General features: G+C 69.6%; 23 protein-coding genes. 13 read left to right on the forward strand and 10 right to left on the reverse strand.

All coding sequences use genetic code 11. The features are described from left to right. Window positions 1-56: 56 nt before the first annotated feature. Window positions 57-539, reverse strand: coding sequence for an SRPBCC family protein (locus JOD64_RS11405; RefSeq protein ID WP_204942203.1), 483 nt, complete (start codon window positions 537-539; stop codon window positions 57-59). After that, window positions 536-856 carry an ArsR/SmtB family transcription factor gene (locus tag JOD64_RS11410; protein WP_204942204.1) on the reverse strand — a complete coding sequence of 107 codons (321 nt, stop codon included), beginning with the start codon at window positions 854-856 and terminating at the stop codon, window positions 536-538. Before JOD64_RS11410 ends, JOD64_RS11405 begins: the two co-directional genes overlap by 4 nt. A gap of 183 nt (window positions 857-1,039) precedes the next feature. On the opposite strand from JOD64_RS11410, the gene JOD64_RS11415 reads away from it, so the two are divergent. The 3 genes from JOD64_RS11415 to JOD64_RS11425 all read left to right on the forward strand — a co-directional run bounded on the left by JOD64_RS11415 (window position 1,040) and on the right by JOD64_RS11425 (window position 3,611). Further along, window positions 1,040-1,573, forward strand: coding sequence for a SigE family RNA polymerase sigma factor (locus JOD64_RS11415; protein ID WP_204942205.1), 534 nt, complete (start codon window positions 1,040-1,042; stop codon window positions 1,571-1,573). Then, window positions 1,570-2,994, forward strand: coding sequence for a hypothetical protein (locus JOD64_RS11420; RefSeq protein WP_204942206.1), 1,425 nt, complete (start codon window positions 1,570-1,572; stop codon window positions 2,992-2,994). Before JOD64_RS11415 ends, JOD64_RS11420 begins: the two co-directional genes overlap by 4 nt. Before the next feature lie 98 nt (window positions 2,995-3,092). Further along, window positions 3,093-3,611 carry a hypothetical protein gene (locus JOD64_RS11425; protein WP_204942207.1) on the forward strand — a complete coding sequence of 173 codons (519 nt, stop codon included), beginning with the start codon at window positions 3,093-3,095 and terminating at the stop codon, window positions 3,609-3,611. A 157-nt stretch (window positions 3,612-3,768) separates the two neighbouring features. On the opposite strand, the gene JOD64_RS11430 is transcribed toward JOD64_RS11425, so the two are convergent. Together JOD64_RS11430 and JOD64_RS11435 are read right to left on the reverse strand one after the other, a co-directional pair. Next, window positions 3,769-4,077: a YciI family protein gene (locus tag JOD64_RS11430; RefSeq protein WP_204942208.1), complete on the reverse strand. Its 309-nt coding sequence runs from the start codon at window positions 4,075-4,077 to the stop codon at window positions 3,769-3,771. 41 nt (window positions 4,078-4,118) lie between these two features. Continuing rightward, window positions 4,119-4,802 (reverse strand): DinB family protein, encoded by a 684-nt coding sequence (locus tag JOD64_RS11435; protein WP_307813335.1) that lies wholly within the window; start codon window positions 4,800-4,802, stop codon window positions 4,119-4,121. A gap of 48 nt (window positions 4,803-4,850) precedes the next feature. On the opposite strand from JOD64_RS11435, the gene JOD64_RS11440 reads away from it, so the two are divergent. Beyond that, complete coding sequence (locus JOD64_RS11440; RefSeq protein WP_204942209.1) at window positions 4,851-5,354, forward strand: hypothetical protein; 504 nt, start codon at window positions 4,851-4,853, stop codon at window positions 5,352-5,354. On the opposite strand, the gene JOD64_RS11445 is transcribed toward JOD64_RS11440, so the two are convergent. Next, the gene (locus tag JOD64_RS11445) at window positions 5,341-5,541 is read right to left on the reverse strand and encodes a hypothetical protein (RefSeq protein ID WP_204942210.1); all 201 of its coding nucleotides are present in this window, start codon (window positions 5,539-5,541) and stop codon (window positions 5,341-5,343) included. The genes JOD64_RS11440 and JOD64_RS11445 overlap by 14 nt on opposite strands. A gap of 267 nt (window positions 5,542-5,808) precedes the next feature. On the opposite strand from JOD64_RS11445, the gene JOD64_RS11450 reads away from it, so the two are divergent. Continuing rightward, the gene (locus JOD64_RS11450) at window positions 5,809-6,237 is read left to right on the forward strand and encodes a PPOX class F420-dependent oxidoreductase (protein ID WP_204942211.1); all 429 of its coding nucleotides are present in this window, start codon (window positions 5,809-5,811) and stop codon (window positions 6,235-6,237) included. A gap of 151 nt (window positions 6,238-6,388) precedes the next feature. On the opposite strand, the gene JOD64_RS11455 is transcribed toward JOD64_RS11450, so the two are convergent. The 3 genes from JOD64_RS11455 to JOD64_RS11465 form a co-directional block, all read right to left on the reverse strand. Continuing rightward, window positions 6,389-6,643 (reverse strand): Smr/MutS family protein, encoded by a 255-nt coding sequence (locus tag JOD64_RS11455; protein ID WP_007465523.1) that lies wholly within the window; start codon window positions 6,641-6,643, stop codon window positions 6,389-6,391. 117 nt (window positions 6,644-6,760) lie between these two features. Further along, entirely contained in the window at window positions 6,761-7,129 is a 369-nt protein-coding gene (locus tag JOD64_RS11460) for a tetratricopeptide repeat protein (RefSeq protein WP_204942212.1), read from the reverse strand. Between the two features lie 105 nt (window positions 7,130-7,234). Next, window positions 7,235-8,005 (reverse strand): ROK family protein, encoded by a 771-nt coding sequence (locus JOD64_RS11465; RefSeq protein WP_204942213.1) that lies wholly within the window; start codon window positions 8,003-8,005, stop codon window positions 7,235-7,237. Window positions 8,006-8,067: 62 nt separating this feature from the next. On the opposite strand from JOD64_RS11465, the gene JOD64_RS11470 reads away from it, so the two are divergent. The 3 genes from JOD64_RS11470 (at window position 8,068) to JOD64_RS11480 (ending at window position 11,027) form a co-directional block, all read left to right on the forward strand. After that, a complete protein-coding gene (locus JOD64_RS11470) occupies window positions 8,068-9,705 on the forward strand; it encodes an ABC-F family ATP-binding cassette domain-containing protein (protein ID WP_204942214.1) in 1,638 nt (545 codons plus the stop codon). A 38-nt stretch (window positions 9,706-9,743) separates the two neighbouring features. Next, on the forward strand, window positions 9,744-10,052 hold the full coding sequence (locus JOD64_RS11475) for a hypothetical protein (RefSeq protein ID WP_204942215.1): 309 nt from the start codon (window positions 9,744-9,746) through the stop codon (window positions 10,050-10,052). A 249-nt stretch (window positions 10,053-10,301) separates the two neighbouring features. Further along, entirely contained in the window at window positions 10,302-11,027 is a 726-nt protein-coding gene (locus JOD64_RS11480) for a methyltransferase domain-containing protein (protein ID WP_204942216.1), read from the forward strand. 171 nt (window positions 11,028-11,198) lie between these two features. Here JOD64_RS11480 and JOD64_RS11485 read toward each other — a convergent pair whose 3' ends face one another. After that, a complete protein-coding gene (locus JOD64_RS11485; RefSeq protein ID WP_204942217.1) occupies window positions 11,199-12,206 on the reverse strand; it encodes a LacI family DNA-binding transcriptional regulator in 1,008 nt (335 codons plus the stop codon). A 148-nt stretch (window positions 12,207-12,354) separates the two neighbouring features. Between JOD64_RS11485 and arfA the strand changes: the two genes are divergently transcribed. The 5 genes from arfA to JOD64_RS11510 are packed head-to-tail and all read left to right on the forward strand — an operon-like array spanning window position 12,355 to window position 18,126. Further along, a complete protein-coding gene (arfA, locus tag JOD64_RS11490) occupies window positions 12,355-13,869 on the forward strand; it encodes an arabinosylfuranosidase ArfA (RefSeq protein WP_204942218.1) in 1,515 nt (504 codons plus the stop codon). A 60-nt stretch (window positions 13,870-13,929) separates the two neighbouring features. Further along, a complete protein-coding gene (locus JOD64_RS11495; protein ID WP_204942219.1) occupies window positions 13,930-15,264 on the forward strand; it encodes an ABC transporter substrate-binding protein in 1,335 nt (444 codons plus the stop codon). A gap of 6 nt (window positions 15,265-15,270) precedes the next feature. Further along, on the forward strand, window positions 15,271-16,236 hold the full coding sequence (locus JOD64_RS33760; protein WP_204942220.1) for a carbohydrate ABC transporter permease: 966 nt from the start codon (window positions 15,271-15,273) through the stop codon (window positions 16,234-16,236). A 10-nt stretch (window positions 16,237-16,246) separates the two neighbouring features. Then, window positions 16,247-17,104 (forward strand): carbohydrate ABC transporter permease, encoded by an 858-nt coding sequence (locus JOD64_RS11505; protein ID WP_204942221.1) that lies wholly within the window; start codon window positions 16,247-16,249, stop codon window positions 17,102-17,104. Further along, window positions 17,101-18,126: a glycoside hydrolase family 43 protein gene (locus JOD64_RS11510; RefSeq protein WP_204942222.1), complete on the forward strand. Its 1,026-nt coding sequence runs from the start codon at window positions 17,101-17,103 to the stop codon at window positions 18,124-18,126. The genes JOD64_RS11505 and JOD64_RS11510 overlap by 4 nt, the downstream gene beginning before the upstream one ends. Window positions 18,127-18,167: 41 nt before the next feature. Here JOD64_RS11510 and JOD64_RS11515 read toward each other — a convergent pair whose 3' ends face one another. Next, window positions 18,168-19,664 carry an amino acid permease gene (locus tag JOD64_RS11515; RefSeq protein ID WP_204942223.1) on the reverse strand — a complete coding sequence of 499 codons (1,497 nt, stop codon included), beginning with the start codon at window positions 19,662-19,664 and terminating at the stop codon, window positions 18,168-18,170. Between the last annotated feature and the right edge of the window lie 39 nt (window positions 19,665-19,703).

A 19,703-nucleotide genomic window follows, 5' to 3' on the forward strand; every position in this document is an offset into this window, starting at 1 on the left:
GTCGGCGACGTGGAGTGGATCAAGCACTCACCGCAGCCGGCGGCCTGGTCGCGTCGTTAGTTGTCGGCACCAGAGAGGGAGAGGTAGCGGCTGAGGTAGAGGGGCCATCCGGTGTCGCTGTCGACTCCGTCTCGGACCGACTCCCAACCCGGGCCGTGCCGGTCAAGGTGCCGGTGTTCCAGCTCGATCCGGGTCTGGGCTGGAGTCTCGGCGACGAATACGACTTCGACCTCGCTGGTGAGGTCCGGGTCGGTTTCGACCTGCCAGGTCGGTCCGATGTCCCAGCTGAAGACGACCCGGGTCGGCGGCTCGTACGCGAGAATGCGTGCCCACCGGCATTCGCTGCCGTCGGCACCCCGGTCGTAGATGTGCCCGCCGACCTTGGGCTCGAACACGGTCTCGGCGATGGGGACGTGGAGCAGGTTGTGCTCGCGTGGCTTGAAGTCGCCGAAGCGCTCGGTGAACACCGCGAAGGCCCGTTCGATCGGCGCGTTGACGACGACCTGCCGGCGAACCACCGCCGAAGCTGCTTGCGTCATGAACTCTCCTCGGTCTCGTCGACGATGTCTTGATAACCGTCCAGCGCCCGGCGCCAGAAGGTGTCGAGCTGGTCCCGTAGAGCGGCCAACCCAACCGGACTGAGCCGGTAGACGCGGCGGGTTCCCACCGCCTGGTCGACGACCAGGCCCGCACCCTTGAGCACCTTGAGGTGCTGCGACACGGCTGGTCGACTGATGGGCAACTCATCTGCCAGCTCCCCCACGGCCCGGGGCCGCTCGGCTAGGCGCTGAACGATGGCGAGCCTGCTGGGATCGCCCAGCGCCTCCCAGCCCGGATGCACTCCGTAAGTCCCCACGAACGAAAGCTACGACTTACCAATGCGGTCGTCAAGGCGAACCACTGAACGGCCCGTGGCTCCGGCCTGTTGCCCCCGCCCGGCCATCTCGTCAACCGGCTCCCACTCAACCCCGGGCACCGTCGGTCGCGTCTCACTCTGCATCCGCACGCGAACGCGAGGCGGACGCGACCTGGAGGTGGCGTGAGCCGGCACGAGGACGACGAACAGTTCCGGCTGTTCGTACAACGACAGTGGGGGCCGTTGCTCCGAACGGCCTACCTGCTGACCGGCGACCGAGGGGCAGCCGAGGACCTGACGCAGTCGGCGTTGGAGAAGACCCATCGGCGCTGGGGGCGGGTGCTGCGCAGGGACGCGCCCGAGGTCTACGTACGCCGGGCGATGGTCAACACGGCGATCTCCTGGCGGCGTCGGCGGCGGCCGTTGGAGGTGCCGCTGTTGACCTCCGACAGCACGCCGACGCTGGACGCCTACGCGCAGGTGGAGGAGCGGCAACTGCTCCTCACCCTGCTGCGGCGGTTGCCGCCCAGGACCCAGGCGGTCCTGGTGCTGCGCTACTTCGAGGACCTCAGCGAGGCGGACACCGCCAAGGTTCTCGGCTGCTCCATCGGCTCGGTGAAGAGCCAGGCGTCGCGCGGGTTGGCGCGGCTGCGGAACGAGTTGGCCCCACCCGTCCCGCAGTCCCCGGTACGGCTGCTCGAGGAGGAAATCGCATGACCGATAGCTTCGCGAATTCAACGCTGAGCCCGGCGCTACGACAGGCCACCCACGGCGTCGACGTACCCGAGGACCCGTGGCCGGGATTCGCCCGGCGCGAGCGACGGCACCGGCGGACGCGGCTCATTCGGGCGGCGGTGGCCGCCGCGGTCGGGGTCGCGCTCGTCGGGGTTCAGGCCAATGTGGTGCCCCTGCCCGGGTGGGCGCCGGGCATCGCGGTCGCCGCCGCCCCTGCAGCGCTGCTCGACGCACCACCCCGGGGCTCGCTGGCCGGTGATCGGGCCTGGCTGGAGACGCTGCGGACGCGGATCAGCACCGACACCCCGTTGGGCGGTGGGAGCCGGGACGGGATCTGGAAGGTGGGCGATCGTGACCGGATTCGTCTGCTCTACGGCAGTGACCAGCCGGGCCACCGGGTCGCGCTGGTCGCCGTGCCACTGCGGTTCGGCCTGCTGACCAAGGAGGCGCTGGTCTGGTACGTGGGTCCGGCCGGGACCGGCGCCCAACAAATGCACTACTCCGGCCACAGTGAAAGTGTCGACGACCCGGTGATGACGCTGATGCAGGCCGAGCCCGGCCGGGACGCATTCGCGGTCGTCGTCGGGCCCGTCGATTCGACCGTGACGATCAGTGGCGAGCCGCGATACACGCCGAGGGGGACGCTGGAGTACCAGGACCTCGCCAGGCAGGACGGCAGCGGGGTCGGGTTTGCCGCCCTGCCCGCCGCGCCGCTTCCGGGCGAACCCGTCGTCCGGGTCAGCCATGGCGACCGGGTGCTCTTCCAGGGCGGCTTGGGCGGCGGCCCGTACGCCGGTATCGACCCGACCGGACCGGAGATGAACGCCCTGCTCGCCGGCGCCCGACGGGGTGCCCGAGGCACACCGATGGACGACGCCAACCTGCGCAGCTACATCGAACTGGCGCTCGTCGACAGTCGCCTTCCGGCGGCCGGGACGACGGTACGGCTACGCTGGTCCGGCAGCGAGCACGGCCAGGCCGCCGCGCTGCTCACCGTGCAGCCCGCTGGCGGCGGCGTGATCGCGTACGCCAGGCACGGCGACGAGCGAACTGGTTGGTGGACGGACCTGCGGCTGCTACTGCCGGCCGAGGGTGCCGACCGGCGGCCGATCGGCTGGCGGATCCGGGAAGACAACGGCACCCGCCCGTCGACCGAGCAGGTGCGGGTGATCGCCCCACCGGACGCGACCCGAGTCACCGTCACGGTCGGCGGCGCACCTCCGGCTCCGGTCACCCTCGACGCCTCGAACGCCGGCACCACGCGGATTCCGCCGGACCAGTCGGCCACCTTCACCGCGTACGCCGCGGGCGGTCGCGTCCTCGGCACCACTCCGTTGCCGCCGGTCGAGGCCGAGATGTCGGGCCTACCGGGCGACAGCCCGGCCACCCGGGTGACCCCCTGACAAGGACCGAGAGCGGGACGTGCCCCCTACCCCCTTGATCGACACCACGTCGCCGACGTTGCGGTGTCCGCCCGTCGGGATACCGCAACGTCGGCGATATGGAGTGGATCAAGCGCTCGCCACGGACCGTCACAGGCTCCGGTTGCTGGCATGATCGCGCGGTGGGGATTCTCTGTGACTACTTCTCAGCTCCCACCGATGAGGCCGCCGCCAAGGTCATCGACGTCCTAGGCGGTCCCCGCGTTGCGTCAGATCCGGGCTTTGATGTGGTTGAGCTGAAGGGGATCCAGCCCTTCGTGCAGTTCGGGAAGCTGGAAGAGTTATTGACCGGCATCGACTACAAGGCCGTGACGGAGAATCCGAGGTGGGTTCACGACGTCGCCGTCCGTGATGACGGCGAACTACTGGTCGTCTCGCTGACTGACGAGGTCCAAGCCGCGCTGGCTGGCGCTTCGGAGAGCCAGCTCCGCGAGGTAGCGGTGCCCTGGTCACAGATCGAGGAATTCTGGGGGCATGCGGAGCCATCCGACCTGGCCGAGGTTCTGATCGAGTTGGCGGGCCTGGCACGCAGAGCAACAAAACGCAACGAGAGAATGTACTGCTGGGTCTGTCTCTGATCTCTGGTTGGCGATTGAAACCTGGGTAGCCGCCAAGCTCGATCCGTGTCCCGCCCTACTGGCCATCCCGTCGGCCTTCGGCCCCACCTGCTCGGCTCTGCTCGGAAACACACCCTTCGCTACAGCCGGTCGGCCATCGTCGGTGAGCCCGCGCCGATCAACGCGCGCGACGGGCACGCCGCCCATCGAGCCGGATCGTCCACGGCTCGATCCTGTCAACCCGCAGATGCGTCTCGCTCCACGGATCCCGCCCCAGCGTGTCGCGGACCTCGTCCTCCGACGCGGCGACGACGACGAGCACCACGCGATGCTCGTCCGCCAGCGGCCCACCGAGGACGACGAAGCCCGTGTCGACGAGCTCATCCATGAACGACGCGTGCGCAACCCAGTCAGACTGCTCCTCCATCGGCCGCCTCGGGTCCCACCGGGAACCGCTGCGGCGCAGGATGACCAGGAACGTCGCCATGCTCGGACGCTACTGCACGACGAGACGTCCGCCATGCCCGCTCAGACGCCTCTGGCCCCGTCGATGGCTTGTCGCAGCAGGTCGGCGTGCCCGTTGTGGCGGGCGTACTCGGCGACCATCTGATGGTGGACGTAGCGCAGCGACGCCACATCCCCGTCGGGAAAGGTGAACGTGTCATCCATGGCGGCCGAAGCCACGGCCTGACGTGCCAACTCGGTCTCCTCGACCAGGCGGGCGTAGTCGGATTGCGCGCTCGCCGGGTCGACGTCCTCGAAGTCGGCGTCGCGCCACTCCGGCGTGGAGTAGAGCGTGTCCAACGATTCGCCGCGGAAGAGCGTCCGGAACCAGACGCGCTCAACCTTGGCCAGGTGCCGGATCAGGCCGAGCAGCGAGAGGTTCGAGAAGGCCAACGGCGCCCGCGCCAGTTGCCCGGCGTCCAGGCCGGCGCACTTGTGCAGCAGCGTGGCGCGCTGCCAGTCGAGGAGACGACGAAGTTGGTCGGCCTCGGGTGCGACGAGAAGGTCGCTGGGACGGCTCACCTCGGGGGCGGTCCACGTCATCGGGCCATGATGGCACGCGCTGGAGCATCGCTCCAGCGCAAAGATCGACGACCCGGACTCGACCCGACTCGACCCGACCCCGGCGGCGGGGGCGGCGGGGGCGGCGGCGGCGGCGGCGGCGGCGGCGGCGGCGGCGGCGGCGGCCAAGGTCCCATGCGGCTGCACTCGCTGATGCGACAATTGTGATGGTTTGCCCAGCGTCAGGAGACGACGATGACCGAGCGCGAAACCGCGATCAGAGACCGGGCCCAAGAGGTCAATAGGAACAACCTGTCTCCCGAGACTCACCGCGGACAGCCGCACGCCGAGGGCCCCCGTTTCACTAGCCGGTCAATAGACAAGCAGCTAGGTAGGGCGACTCGCTACGCCCGGCTCGCCGCAGCGTTCGGTGGAAAGATCCCGTTGATTGGCCTGCCAATCGCCGTCGGCAACGTCATCTACGACATCAAGGAGGGCAAGTCACCCAGTCAGGCGATCGTTTCCGGGGCCTTGAGTACGACCGCCGGTACGGCAACCGCCGTCATCGTGGGCACGGCTCTCGGCGGTGCCGCAGGAAACGTGCCGGGTGCGATCGCCGGAGGCCTGGTCGGATTCGGTGTCGGCGCCCTCTCGGGCCTGGCCGTCGACGCGGCGTGGGAGAAGTGGATGCCGACGGAGATCGAGAAGTTCATGGACGACGCGTTGCGGAAGGGCTGGGACGCTGTCACCCCTGGCTGACGGCATCGCGTTCGGATACGGGATTGACCAATTTCTGGGCATTGTTGACGTCGCCGGGCAGAGTATCGAGCCAGTGGGTGAGGCGGGCCCCCTCGCGGGTCATGATCTCTGGGTCGCGTAGGGCGTTGGCCAGCAGGGACATGCCTTGATAGGCGCCGACGAACGTCGATCCCGGCAGGGCCGTCATTGGGCCGACACACACCTCGCCACGCTGACCACGACGCAGCCCGACCACTCGCCGAAGATGGCGGTCGTCCGGCTCACCCGAGGTAGCACAGCACGTCGGTGGAGTGCACGGATCCGTCAGCTACCGATCCGTGCACTCCACCGGGAACCGCCGTACTGCGCCACCTGGTCACACGGTTCACCAGGGATCGGTTACGAACCGACAGCGGCAACTGCCACCGGCGCAGGACCGCCGGGTTGCGACACCGGACGGCACCATAATGGCCACATGGCAAAGTCGATGACCGACGGACAGTGGCAGCAGTTCGTCTCGTACGGCACCCGCACCGGCAAGCTCGCGACGACACGGGCCGACGGCTCGCCGCACGTCGTCCCCGTGTGGTTCGTACTCGACGGCGACGACGTGCTGTTCAACACCGGCAAGACCTCGGTGAAGGGCCGCAACATCGCCCGAGACGGCAGGGCCGTGCTGTGCGTCGACGACGAGACCCCGCCGTACGCGTTCGTGACGCTTCGGGGCCGCGCGACGATCAGCGAGGATCTGTCCGAGATGCGGCGGTGGGCGATCCGGATCGCCGAGCGCTACATGGGGCCGGACCTGGCCGAGGCGTACGGGACGCGCAACGCCGTGCCGGGCGAGCTGCTGGTGCGCCTGACCGTGGACAAGGTCGTCGGAAGTACCGGCGTCGCCGACTGAGCGCCCGCGCGGAATGTGATTCTGGCGCGAGCAGGCGCGGCGTGGCATGACCGGGCCGCTTGATCGACACCAGGTCACCGAACTGGCGGTATTGGATCGACTGGGACACCGCATTTACGGCGATGTGAAGTGGATCAATTTGGAGGGCGCGCTACTTCCAGCGGAAGTGGACGAAGAGGCGGCCGAAGTTCTTGGAGTCCTTCTCCACGCGGTGGTAGAGCTGCTTGACGTCCTTCTGGTCGAGGAACCGCAGCACCCGCTTCTTGAGCTGGCCGGAGCCCTTGCCAGGGATGATCTCGACGAGGGTGGCCTTCTTCGCCACCGCCTCGTCCATGATCCCGCGTAACGCGCGATCGATGTCCTGGCCCTTGTTGAAGATCTCGTGCAGGTCCAGCTTGAGCTTCATGCCGCAGCCCCCGGCCGGTCAGGTCCCATGTCCGCCATCCTAGGGCCCGGCGGTCCACCCGCCGGACGACGAAGGGGCGGCCCCGAAGGACCGCCCCACCACGTCACCGGTGCACGCTCAACGCGTGCCGCCCAGGCGGGTCTCCACCCGCTCCAGCGCCGTCCGGTAGTCGTCGTTGGTCGCGTACATCGCGGCAGCGATCCGCAGGTGCCGCAGCGCGTCGGTGTGCCGGTTCAGCCGTTCCAGCGTCCGACCGAGCACGTGGTGCGCGTAGTGGTCGCTCGGGTCCCGCTCGACCAGCTCCCGCAGATGCTCCTCGGCCCGGTTGAGCTGGGCCGACTGGAAGTACGCCCGGGCCAGCAACTGCCGGACCGCCGCGTTGCCGGGTTCGGCGGCGACGATCGGCTCCAGCAGTCGGGCCGCTCCGCTCGGGTCACCGGTTTCGAAGAACATGGTCGCCCGCCGGTAGTCCGCCAGAAGATCCATCTGCCCACCTCCTCGGGTCGCACCGTCACCTGTTCCGACGCTGGCACAACGCTGGGCGTTTGGCGACTGTTCCCGGGAGCCGGGGAGCCCCGGGGCCGAAATCGGTCAGGTGCGGGCATCCCGGCGTCCGACGGACAGTTCCCAGGCGCGCACACCGCCGACGATGCCGGCGGTGTTCGGCACCACCACCACGTCGTCGCCCATCCGGGCGAGCTGCTCGGGTCGGATCAGTCGGGAGTTGCCCCCGCCCAGGTAGAGCCGGTCCCAGCGGAAAACCGGGCGCAGCCCGTCCACCACCTGCCGGATCCGGCGGGACCAGAAGGCGTCGCCGAGCCGCCGGCGTTCCGGCTCACCCACGTACGTGTCGTAGGTGGTGCCCCACCGCACCGGCGCGTGTGACAACTCCAGGTGCGGTGCGAGCACCCCGCCGTCGAAGAGCGCGCTGCCCAGCCCCGTCCCCAGGGTCAGCACCAGCTCGCAGCCGGTGCCGGCGACCACCCCGGCACCGTGCACCTCGGCGTCGTTGAGCACCAGCGCCGGCACCCCGAACGCGTCGGCCAGCGCACCGCGCGCGTCCCAGCCGGACCACTCGGCGAGCAGATCCGGGTCGACCCGGCTGCGTGGGCCGTTCCGGGTCACGTAGTGCGGTGTGGTCACCACCACCCCGTGCCGGATCATCCCCGGTACGCCGACCGTCAGCCGGTCCGCCGCCGGCAGGCGCCCGCCCAGATCCAGCAGGGTCCGGACGAACAGCGCAGGCGGCAAAGGGTACGGGGTCGGCACCCGCAGCGGCCGGGCCCGCATCGTCCCCGCCTCGTCGAGCACGGACGCCTTGATGCCTCCGCCGCCACAGTCGATCGCCAGTGTGGTCACCACGCCGTTGAGTCTGCCCGCTGCCGTCTGGTCGTATGCCAGCAGCCGGATAGGCTGCCGTTCTGATGAGCGCCACGATGATCGTCAAGGACCTGGCCGCCGGGCACGGGGACCGCCCACTCTTCGCCGGATTGGACCTGGTGGTCGCCCCCGGTGACGTGGTCGGCCTGGTCGGGCCGAACGGGGCCGGCAAGTCGACGCTGCTGCGTACCCTCGCCGGGTTGTTGCCGGTCGAGGCCGGCACCGTGCGGCTCACCCCGCCCACCGCGAGCGTCGGGCACCTGCCCCAGGAGCCGGAACGGCGGCCGGGTGAGACGGTACGGGACTTCCTGGCCCGGCGGACCGGGGTGACCGCCGCGCAGGCGGCGCTGGACGCGGCGACCGAAGCGCTGACCGCCGGGGCGCCGGGCGCCGACGACGCCTACGGCGACGCGCTGGAGCGTTGGCTCGCCCTCGGCGGCGCGGACCTGGACGAACGCGCCGAGCAGGTGAGCGCGGACCTGGGGCTCGCGGTCGACCTGGACCACCCGACGACCGGGTTGTCCGGCGGCCAGGCGGCCCGCGCCGGGCTGGCCTCGCTGCTGCTCAGCCGCTACGACGTGTTCCTGCTCGACGAGCCGACCAACGACCTGGACCTGGCCGGTCTGGAGCGGCTGGAGGAGTTCGTCACCGGGTTGCGGGCCGGCACGGTGTTGGTCAGCCACGACCGGGAGTTCCTCCTCCGCACGGTGACCCGGGTACTGGAGCTGGACCTGCCGCAGCAGCAGGTGCACCACTACGGCGGCGGCTACGCGGCCTACCTGGAGGAGCGCGAGGTGGCGCGCCGGCACGCCCGCGCCGACTTCGAGGAGTACGCCGACACGAAGGCAGGGCTGGAGGCACGGGCCCGCACCCAGCGCGGGTGGATGGAGAAGGGCGTGAAGAACGCCCGGCGCAAGGCCACCGACAACGACAAGATCGGCCGCAAGTTCCGGAGCGAGGCGAGCGAGAAGCAGGCCGCCAAGGCCAAGCAGACCGAACGGCTGATCGAACGGCTCGACGTGGTCGAGGAGCCCCGCAAGGAGTGGGAGCTGCGGATGGAAATCGCCGCCGCGCCCCGCGCCGGCGCCGTCGTGGCCACGCTGCGAGGTGCGGTGGTACGCCGAGGCGGCTTCACCCTCGGCCCGATCGACCTGCAGATCGACTGGGCGGACCGGGTCGCGGTGACCGGGGCGAACGGCTCGGGCAAGTCCACCCTGCTGGCCGCGCTGCTCGGGCGGCTGCCCTTGGACGCCGGCACCGCCTCGCTCGGCCCCGGAGTGGTGGTGGGCGAGGTGGACCAGGCACGCGGGCTGTTCCTCGGCGACGCGCCGCTGATCGACGCGTTCCAGGCGGCCGTACCCCACATGTCACCGGCGGACGCGCGGACCCTGCTGGCCAAGTTCGGGTTGCGAGCGGCGCACGTACCCCGGCCGGCGGCCACCCTCTCCCCCGGCGAGCGCACCCGGGCGGCGCTGGCTCTGCTCCAGGGGCGCGGAGTCAATCTGCTGGTGCTCGACGAGCCCACCAACCACCTGGACCTGCCCGCCATCGAGCAACTGGAATCGGCGCTGGCCAGCTACCCCGGAACGCTGCTGCTGGTCACCCACGACCGACGAATGCTGGCCGCCATCGAGACGAACCGCCGAATCCGGGTCGACGCCGGGCGGATCGCCGAAGATTGATCCGTGCCAGCGGGCCAGCGCGGGGTGAGAATGACGCCATGCTCAAGTGGGAGTACGCCCTGCTGGTCCGCCGCCGCCAGGCTGCGACCAACGACCTCGGCTGGGAGGTCGTCTTCGTCTGGTACGGCCCGGACGGCTCGATGGTCGACGTGACACCGTACGGCGACACCGCCCTGGCCCACCTGAACCGGGCCGGCGACCAGGGCTGGGAGTTGGTCGCGATGAGCGAGGACCCGTCCCTGCCCGGCAACAACGAGCTGCATCGCTATCACCTCAAACGGCCCAAACCCGCCGCCCCGCAACCCCGCCAGCGGATACGCGGCGGCCGCCGTACCGTCTCGGGCTGACTGAGCCACTCCGGGCGCACCCTGCGGGCGCCAAGGTCATGATCGACACAACATCGCCGACGTTGGTCTATCCCGCGCCGTTGATACCGCAAGATCGGCGATGTCGTGTCGATCATGCGACCCTGCCCGACATGCCCATTGACCGGCCACGCCCGAGCGGATTGACGAGGCCGGCGGGCGGTTGACAAGGCCGACAGGTGGGGCATACCGGGCGCGAATGCGGGTAACGCGCGGCGGGAGGTGACCCGAATGGTCGCGTTGGCACAAACTCCACCCTCGGCCGACCGGCTGCGGGCGATCGACGAATTCCTCGGCCAGGCGTGGGCGGACCAGGTCCGGCACGACGACCGACTCCGGGGCCTGGCGGTCGAGGTGCGGTTCGACCGGGGAGTGGCCCACCTGAGCGGGGAGGTCGCCGAACCCGCCCAGTTGCGCCTCGTACGGGACCTGGTGGGACGACTGGCCGGCGTCTACGGCGTGTGGTGCCGGGTTGGCATCGACGGGCGGGCGCCGGTGGTCGTGGACCTCGGCTGCGGGCCGACCAAGCAGTGGTCGAGCAACCTGGGGCTGGACATCTACCCGGCGCCGGGGGTGGACGCCGTCGCGGACCTGTCCGGTTCGCTACCGCTCGCCGACAACTCGGTGGACGTCCTCTTCGCGGTACACATTCTGGAGCATTTGATCGACTTCCTGCCGCTGGTGGACGAGTGCCACCGGGTGCTCCGGCCAGGCGGTGTGCTGCACGTGATGAGCCCCTGGTGGGGGCACGTCAACGCGGTGGCCGACCCGACTCACGTCCGGCTGATGGACGTGCAGACGTTCAAGGGAATCTGTCAGCTCCGGCCGCCGGGCGCCCCGCGGTGGTACCCGCTGCACGCCGGCTGCGACGGTGCCTCGATCTTCGCGGACCTGACCCCACTCCCCCCAGACGCCAACCCCGCACCCAAGCCCCACCTAGCCCGCTTCTTCGACTAACCCCCACCCCACCCCCACCCACCCCACCCCCACCCACCCCACACCCTGGTCGATCATGAGGTTATAGCCGCGACACGCCGACATCGATGGCAATAACGTCATGATCAACGGCGGCGACGGCGACAGAGGGCCGGAGGGGGAGGGAAGGGAGGGGGGAGGGAAGGGAGGGGGCTAGGGGGCTTGGGTTGATTCGCGGAGTTCTAGGCGGTGGGGGGCCTTCAGCTCTCTGGCGGGGGCGGTGCGGTCGCCGTCCAGGCGATTGGCCAGGAGTTCGACTGCCAGGCGGGCGATCTGCTCCTTGTCGGGGGCGACGGTGCTCAGGGTGGGGATGGAGAACCGGCCGTCCTCGATGTCGTCGAAGCCGACCACCGCCACGTCCTCGGGCACCCGCAGGCCGGCCTCGTGCAGAGCGCGCAGGGCACCCAGCGCGAGCGTGTCGTTGAAGCAGAAGACGGCGTCGGGGCGTACGCCGGAGGTGAGCAGGCCCCGCATGGCGACCGCGCCGTCGGCGCGATGCCAGGCCGCCGCGGGCGCCACCAGGGCCTCGTCGTAGTCGAGCCCGGCGGCGCGCAGCGCCTCGGCGTAGCCGGCCAGTCGCAGGCGGGCGCTGGCGCCTTCGTCGGTGCGCTGCGAGCCGATGGCCGCGATCCGGCGGTGGCCGAGCTGGATCAGGTGGCTGGTGATCTCCCGTGCTGCTGTCACGTTGTCGATGACCACGCGATCCGCGGGGCCGTGTTCGACCCGCTCGCCCAGCAGCACCATGGGGGTGCCGTCCAGGCTGGCGAGGTCTTCGGCGGTGAGCGCCAGCGGGCTGAAGATGAGCCCGTCGATCAGGTGGTCGGTGATGCCGGAGGCGACGACGCGTTCCTGCTCGCGCCGACCGCCGGTCTGGTCGATGAGCACCGTCCAGCCGTAGTTGGCGGCGGCGATGACCACGTGGCGGGCCAATTCGGCGAAGTACGGGATGTCGAGTTCCGGAACGGCCAGCGCGATCACGCCGGTGCGGCCCTTGCGCAGGTGGCGGGCGGAGAGGTTGGGCCGGTAGTTGAGTTCGGCGATCGCCTCCTCGACCCGGGCACGGGTGTCCGGCCGAACGTGCACGTAGCCGTTGACGACGTTGGAGACGGTCTTCACCGACACGCCCGCCCGTTCGGCGACGTCTTTGAGCCTGTGTCGCATTCCGCAACCTCCCCGAGGTAACCCAGCGCACCTTACCCCGTCGGCAGCCCTTTACAACGTTGCCTACAACGTTGTAGAAACGATGGACACCGGGTGAACGGTGACTGCGCTCACCCGGGCAACAGCACTGAGGAAAGGTGGCATCCCCTTGCGGACCGCGCAGCTGACGATCGACCCGGCCTTCTCCATCGGCCCGGCCGACCGACGCCTCTTCGGCTCCTTCGTCGAGCACATGGGGCGGTGCGTCTACGGCGGCATCTACGAGCCCGGCCACCCCACCGCCGACACCCGCGGCCTACGCCGCGACGTGCTGGAACTGACCCGCGAGCTGGGCGTCTCGGTGGTCCGCTACCCGGGCGGCAACTTCGTCTCCGGCTACCGCTGGGAGGACGGCGTCGGCCCGGTCGGCAACCGGCCGCGCCGGCTCGACCTGGCCTGGAAGACGATCGAGACCAACGCGTTCGGGCTGGACGAGTTCATGACCTGGGCCGCCGAGGCCGGCGTCGAGCCGATGATGGCGGTCAACCTCGGCACCCGCGGCGTCCAGGAAGCACTGGACCTGCTGGAGTACGCCAACCACCCGGGCGGCACGGAGTTCTCCGACCTGCGGCGCAAGCACGGCGCCGAGGATCCGTACGGGGTGCGGCTGTGGTGCCTGGGCAACGAGATGGACGGCCCGTGGCAGGTCGGCCACAAGACCGCCGACGAGTACGGTCGCCTCGCCGCCGAGACCGCCCGCGCGATGAAGATGATCGACCCGTCGATCAGCCTGATCGCCTGCGGCAGCTCCAACCGGCGGATGCCCACCTTCGCCTCCTGGGAGGCGACCGTGCTGGAGCACACCTACGAGCACGTCGACTACATCTCGGCGCACACCTACTACGACCCGTCCGACGGCGACCAGGCGAGCATCCTGGCCTCGGCCGTCGACATGGACAACTTCATCACCGAGGTCGTCGCTACCGCCGACCACGTGGCCGCCAAGCAGCGGCACAAGCGCAAGCTGAAGATCTCTTTCGACGAGTGGAACGTCTGGTACGAGTCCCGCCTCCAGGCCGACCTGGACCGGCGCGGCTGGGTCGAGGCTCCCGCTCTGATCGAGGACAACTTCACGGCTGTCGACGCGGTGGTCGTCGGCGACCTGCTGATCACCCTGCTGCGGCACGCGGACCGGGTCGGTGTGGCCGCCCAGGCGCAGCTGGCCAACGTGATCGCGCCGATCCGCACCCGCAACGGCGGCCCGGCCTGGCGGCAGAGCATCTTCCACCCGTTCGCGCTGACCGCCCGGTACGCCCGGGGCACCGTGCTGCGCACCGATCCGGTGTCGCCGCGCTACGACACGAAGAAGTACGGGGACGTGCCGGTGCTCGACACGGTCGCTGTCCACGACGAGGAGACCGGCGAGCTGACCGTGTTCGCGGTCAACCGTGGTGAAACGGACCTCCCGCTGGAGATCGATCTGCGCGGCCTGCCGGCTTTGTCCGGTCTGTCGTTCCAGAGCATCGCTGCCGGGTCTGACCCGTCAGCGACGAACACCGAGGCCGAGCCCGACCGGGTGACGCCTCGGGACCTGCCCACCCCCACCCCCGACGGCGGCCGGTGCACTGTGCGCCTGCCCGCCGTGTCCTGGAACGTGCTGCGTTTCGGCCCGGCCAGCGCCTGAGGTCTCGCCGGGCTTGAGCAGGCACAATTCATACCGTCCCCCCACAAGGAGAGATAAAGCATGATCCAGAACGACATGAGCCGGCGGCGCCTGCTCGGCCTCGGTCTCGGACTCGGCGCTGCGGCCTCGCTGACCCTCGCGGGCTGCGGCGGCGGCGGCGATGACAGCGCCTCCGGGCCGGCCGCCGGAAACGGTGGCAAGGAATACACCGGTCCCAAGGTGGACCTGAAGCTCTGGAACGGCTTCACCGGCGGTGACGGCGACATCTTCAAGGCGCTCGTGAACCAGTTCAACACCGAGCACCAGAACATCGCCGTGTCGGTGGCCACGTACCAGTGGGAGGACTACTACAACAAGCTCCCCGGTGCGGCCTCCAGCGGCAACGGCCCGGACATCGCGGTCATGCACATGGATCAGCTCGCCACCTTCGCCGCCCGCGGCGTGATCAGCGAGTTGGACGACGTGGCCAAGAACCTGGAGCTCTCCGAGGCGGACTTCGCCCCCACGGTGTGGCAGGGCGGGCTCTACAACAACAAGCGGTACGGCATCCCGCTGGACATGCACCCGCTGGGCTTCTACTACAACAAGGCCGTCATGCAGCGGGCCGGCCTGGACCCGAACAAGCCGCCGACCACCAAGGACGACTTCACGGCGGCGCTCGTCGAGTTCAAGAAGTCCGGCGTGCAGGGCTTCTGGATCAGCCCGTTCCAGTTCACCGGCGGCATGACGTTCTACTCCCTGCTCAACCAGTGGGGCGGCACGCTCTTCGACGCCGACGTGGCCAAGGCCACGTTCAACTCCGACCCGGCGGTCGAGGCCTGCACCTGGCTGGTCGACATGATCAAGCAGGGCCACTCGCCGGCCAACGTCGGCCAGGACGCCGAGTACCTGGCGTTCAAGAGCGGCAAGAACGCCTTCACGTTCAACGGCATCTGGCAGATCAACGATCTGTTGAAGAGCCCTGAGGTGCAGTGGGGCGTCGCACCGCTTCCCCAGATCGGCAGCAAGCCGGCGGCCTGGGCCAACTCGCACAACTTCACGATCGTGAAGCAGCGGGCCAACAACGCCAACAAGGTCTCCGGCGCGAAGGTCTTCATCAACTGGCTGAGCCAGCACTCGCTGGACTGGGCCAAGGGCGGCCAGATCCCGGCCCGCAAGGCGGTCCGGGAGAGCGCCGAGTTCAAGGCGCTGCCGGAGATCTCGGCGCTCGCCCCCGAGCTGGAGTACGCGGCGTTCCCGCCGGCGACTCCGGGCCTCGGCGAGGTCATCAAGACCTTCTACGACACGTTCAACGTGGCCGCACTGGGCAAGAAGACGCCCAAGGAGGCGCTCGACGAGGGTGTGGCCAAGGCCAACAAGCAGCTCGAGGAAAACCGCAAGAAGTACGGGAGCTGATAACCAGTGGCGGACGTGATCGAGGTCGGGGCGGCGCGCGGTGACGCGCCGCCCCCGGCGGCCAACGCAGCCCGCCGGGCCGCTTCAGCGGGTCGGACCAGACGGGCGACGCCATACCTGTTCCTTGCCCCGTATCTGGTCCTGTTCGGGGTCTTCGGGCTGTTGCCGATCGTCCTCGGCCTCTGGCTGAGCGTGCACCAGTGGGACTTCCAGCTACCCAACCGCCCGTTCGTCGGGTTGGACAACTACAAGCAGCTCTTCTCCAGCGACTCCGCCATCTACGGCGACTGGTGGCAGAGCGTCCGGGCCACCGCGATCTTCACGGTGCTGTCGGTGCCGCTGCTGGTGGTCGTACCGCTGGGGTTGGCGCTGCTGCTCAACCGCTCCTTCCCGGGTCGGACCTTCTTCCGGGCGGTCTACTTCGCGCCGTACGTGCTGGGTGTCGCGGTGATCGGCCTGCTCTGGCGGTTCCTGCTCGACGCCAACCTGGGCCTGGTCAACCGGCTCCTCGGGGTGGTCGGGCTGCCGTCGGACACCCCCTGGGTGACCAACATGCCGTGGGCGTGGATCTCGCTGGTCGGGGTGACCGTCTGGTGGACCTCCGGCTTCAACGCGGTCATCTACCTGGCTGGCCTGCAGGACATCTCGCCTGAGCTGTACGAGGCCGCCCGGGTGGACGGCGCGAACGCCTGGCAGCGGTTCCGCAACGTCACCCTGCCCGGCCTGCGCCCGGTGCTGCTCTTCGTGATCACGACGACCGTGCTCGCCTCGGCGAACATGTTCGGCCAGTCCTTCCTGATCACCCAGGGAACGCCCGGCACGGAAACCCGCACGGTGGTGTGGTTCATCGTCGAGGAGGGCCTGCGGAACAACAACGCCGGTCGCGCCGCCGCGATGAGCATCGTGTTCGCCCTGCTGCTGGCGGTCGTGAGCATCGCCAACTTCCGCCTCTTCCGCTACCGGGAAGACTGAGGGGACCGCCATGACGACGCCCACGCCGACCACCGACGGCTCCGGATCGGGGCTGCGCCGGGTCGGGCTCTACACCACCCTGGTCGCGCTGGCCCTGATCTTCCTGGTCCCGCTGGTGTGGATGGTCATCACCTCGCTGAAGACCTACACCGCCGCCCAGCAGATCCCGCCGAGCTGGCTGCCGAACCCGATCGCCGGGTACGGCTACGAGCAGATCCTCAACAACTCGGCGAACCCGGTGCTGCGCTGGTTCCTCAACAGCATGGTGGCCGCCACGCTGCACGCGCTGCTGGTGCTGGTGACCGCTTCGATGGCCGCGTACTCCCTGGCTCGACTGCGGTTCCGCGGACGCGGGGTGACCTTCGCCCTGGTCGTCGGGACGCTGTTCATCCCGCCGACCTCGCTGCTCATCCCGAACTTCCTGATCGTCGATCAGCTCAACTGGATCGACACCCTCGCCGTGATCGTGGTGCCCGGCGCCGCCAGCGCATTCGGGGTGTTCTTCCTGCGGCAGTTCTTCCTCTCGTTGCCGAACGAGTTGGAGGAGGCCGCCACGCTCGACGGCGCCAACCAGTGGCAGATCTTCTACAAGGTGGTCCTGCCGCTGTCCAAGCCGGCGCTGGCCACCCTGGCCGTGCTGTCGTTCCTCACCAACTGGAACGACTTCCTCTGGCCGATCTTCGTGCTGTTCAGCCCGGAGAAGCTCACCCTGCCGCCGGGCCTGGGCCTGCTCCAGGGCTCGTACGTCACCGACTACCCGGTGATCATGGCGGGTGCGGTGCTGGCCAGCGTGCCGGTGCTGATCCTCTTCGTGCTCGCCCAGCGGCACATCATCCAGGGCGTCTCCCGTAGCGGCCTGAAGGGATGACGCGCACAACCGTCCGTCGACGTGGCGCGGCGGCGATCGTCCTCGCCGCCGCGTTGCTCGTTCCGGGCTGTGCCGACAGCAGCGAACCCACCCCCACGAGCAGCGGGAGCGACCCCAGCATGTTCACCAACCCCGTCGTGAAGACCGACGCCCCGGACCCGCAGGCCATTCAGGTGGGCGACACCTGGTACCTGTTCCACACCAACTCCGAGGGCCGCAACGTTCCGGTGCACACGTCGACGGACCTGGTCGACTGGACCGAGGCCGAGGACGCCCTGCCGACGCTGCCGGACTGGGCGGACCCCGGCAAGACCTGGGCACCCGAGGCGATCCAGCTGGCACCGGACAAGTTCCTGCTCTACTACACCGTCGCCGGGCGGGAGTCCGGGCGGCAGTGCGTCGGGCGGGCGGTGGCCAGCGCGCCGCAGGGGCCGTACCGGGACGACGCGAGCGGCCCGCTGATCTGCCAGGCCGACCTGGGCGGGGCGATCGACGCCAGCCCGTTCCGGGACACCGACGGCAGCCTCTGGCTGCTGTGGAAGAACGACGGCAACGCGATCGGGGTGGACACCTGGCTCTGGTCCCAGCGCCTCGCCGACGACGGCCTGACCCTCGTCGGCGAGCCGACGAAGCTGCTCAAGCAGACCGAGCCGTGGGAGGGCACCCTGATCGAGGGGCCGTTCTTCCACCGGCAGGACGGTCGGCTGCTCCTGTTCTTCGCCGCCAACGCCTATGACAGGGCGGAGTACGCCGAGGGCTACGCGGTCTGCGAGAGCCCGACCGGCCCGTGTGTGAAGGCCGCCGAGAACCCGATCCTGAAGAGCAGGGACGGTGCCTCGGGCCCCGGTCACGCCTCGATGGTCGTGAAGGACGGCCGGACGTGGCTGCTGTACCACGCCTGGCCGCCCGGCCAGGAGGGCAGCACCGACCCCGGCCGGCAGGTCTGGCTCGACGAGGTGACCTGGGTCGACGGCAAACCGGTGGTCAACGGTCCCACCGCGGCGCCACAGCCCCGCCCCTGAGCTGATCGTGCGGAGGGGCGCTCGGCCCCTCCGCACATCGGTCAGGCGGTCGGCTCACGGGGGGTCGGAGCGACGGCGGGCTCGTGTCGGGCCAGCCGGTTGCGGCGGTGGCCGTAGCCGAAGTAGATCAGCCCGCCGAGCAGCATCCAGGCGAGGAACCGCAGCCAGGTTTCCACCGACAGGTTGAGCATCAGGTAGAAGCAGGCCAGCGCCGAGATGATCGGCAGCACCGGGGAGAACGGCACCCGGAATGGTCGTTCCAGGTCCGGGCGCCTGCGGCGCAGGATCGGCACCGCGATCGACACGAGCACGAACGCGCAGAGCGCGCCGATGCTGACCAGGTCGGCCAACGCGGACAGCGGCAGGAATCCGGCGAGCAGCGCTACCGCGACCGTCATGATCGCCGAGATCCGGTACGGGGTGCCCCAGCGCGGGTGCACGGTCGCGATCGAGGGCGGGATCAACCCGTCCCGGGCGATGGCGAAGCCGATCCGGCCCATCGCCACCAGGTCGACCAGGATGACGCTGGTCAGGCCCGCGACGGCGGCGATGGAGACCAGCACGGCCGCCCAGCCCGCGCCGACCGACTCGAAGGCCGACGCGATCGGGGCGCCCCGGTCGATCTCGGTGTACGGCACCATCCCGACCACCACCAGCGAGACACCGATGTAGAGCACGGTGGAGATCAGCAGCGTGCCGAGCAGACCCAGGGTGAGGTCCCGCTTGGGCTTGCGAGTCTCCTCGCCCAGGTTCGCCACCGCCTCGAAGCCGGTGTACGCGAAGAAGACGACGGCAGCGGCGCTGAGCACCCCGACGAAGCCGAAGACCGACGGTTCCAGCCCGAAGAGCGCCTGCGTGACAGGTTGCTTGATGCCGTCGTCGCCGCCGCCTGCGGGCTCGGCCGGGGGAATGAACGGCGTGAGGTTGGCGGCCCTGACGAAGAACAGGCCGGCCACCACCACGAAGATGCAGATGGCCACCTTGACCAGCACCAACAGGTTGGTGATGCGGGCGGATTCCCGAATGCCGACGATCGCCACGACGCCGAGGATCAGCACGATGGCGATGGCACCGACGTTGACCGTGCTGCCCTCCTCGCCGAACCATCGGGTCGGCAGGTCGAGCAGTTCCGCGAGGTAGCCGGACCAACCTCGCGCCACCACGGCGGCGCCGAGCGCGAACTCCAGCAGCAGGTCCCAGCCGATGATCCAGGCGACGATCTCGCCCATCGTCGCGTACGCGTAGGTGTAGGCGCTGCCGGCGGTCGGCACGCTGGACGCCAACTCGGCGTAGCAGAGCGCGGCGAGCAGGGCCACCAGGCCGGCGATGGCGAAGGAGATCACCACGCCCGGCCCGGCGCTGTCCCGGGCTTCGATGCCGGTGAGCGTGAAGATGCCGGTGCCGATCACGATGCCGATGCCGAAGCCGGTGAGGTCGACCGCGCCGAGCCGTCTCTTCAGCCCCAGCTGACCGTCGCTGCCGTCGGCCTCACCCTGGGCTATCACGTCCTTGATCGGTTTTGTCCGCAGCACGGACATGCGCTCACCCCTCCCACCGTGCGACCACCTCCGCGGCGG

The sequence above is a fragment of the Micromonospora luteifusca genome (genome assembly GCF_016907275.1).
GTDB lineage: Bacteria > Actinomycetota > Actinomycetes > Mycobacteriales > Micromonosporaceae > Micromonospora > Micromonospora luteifusca.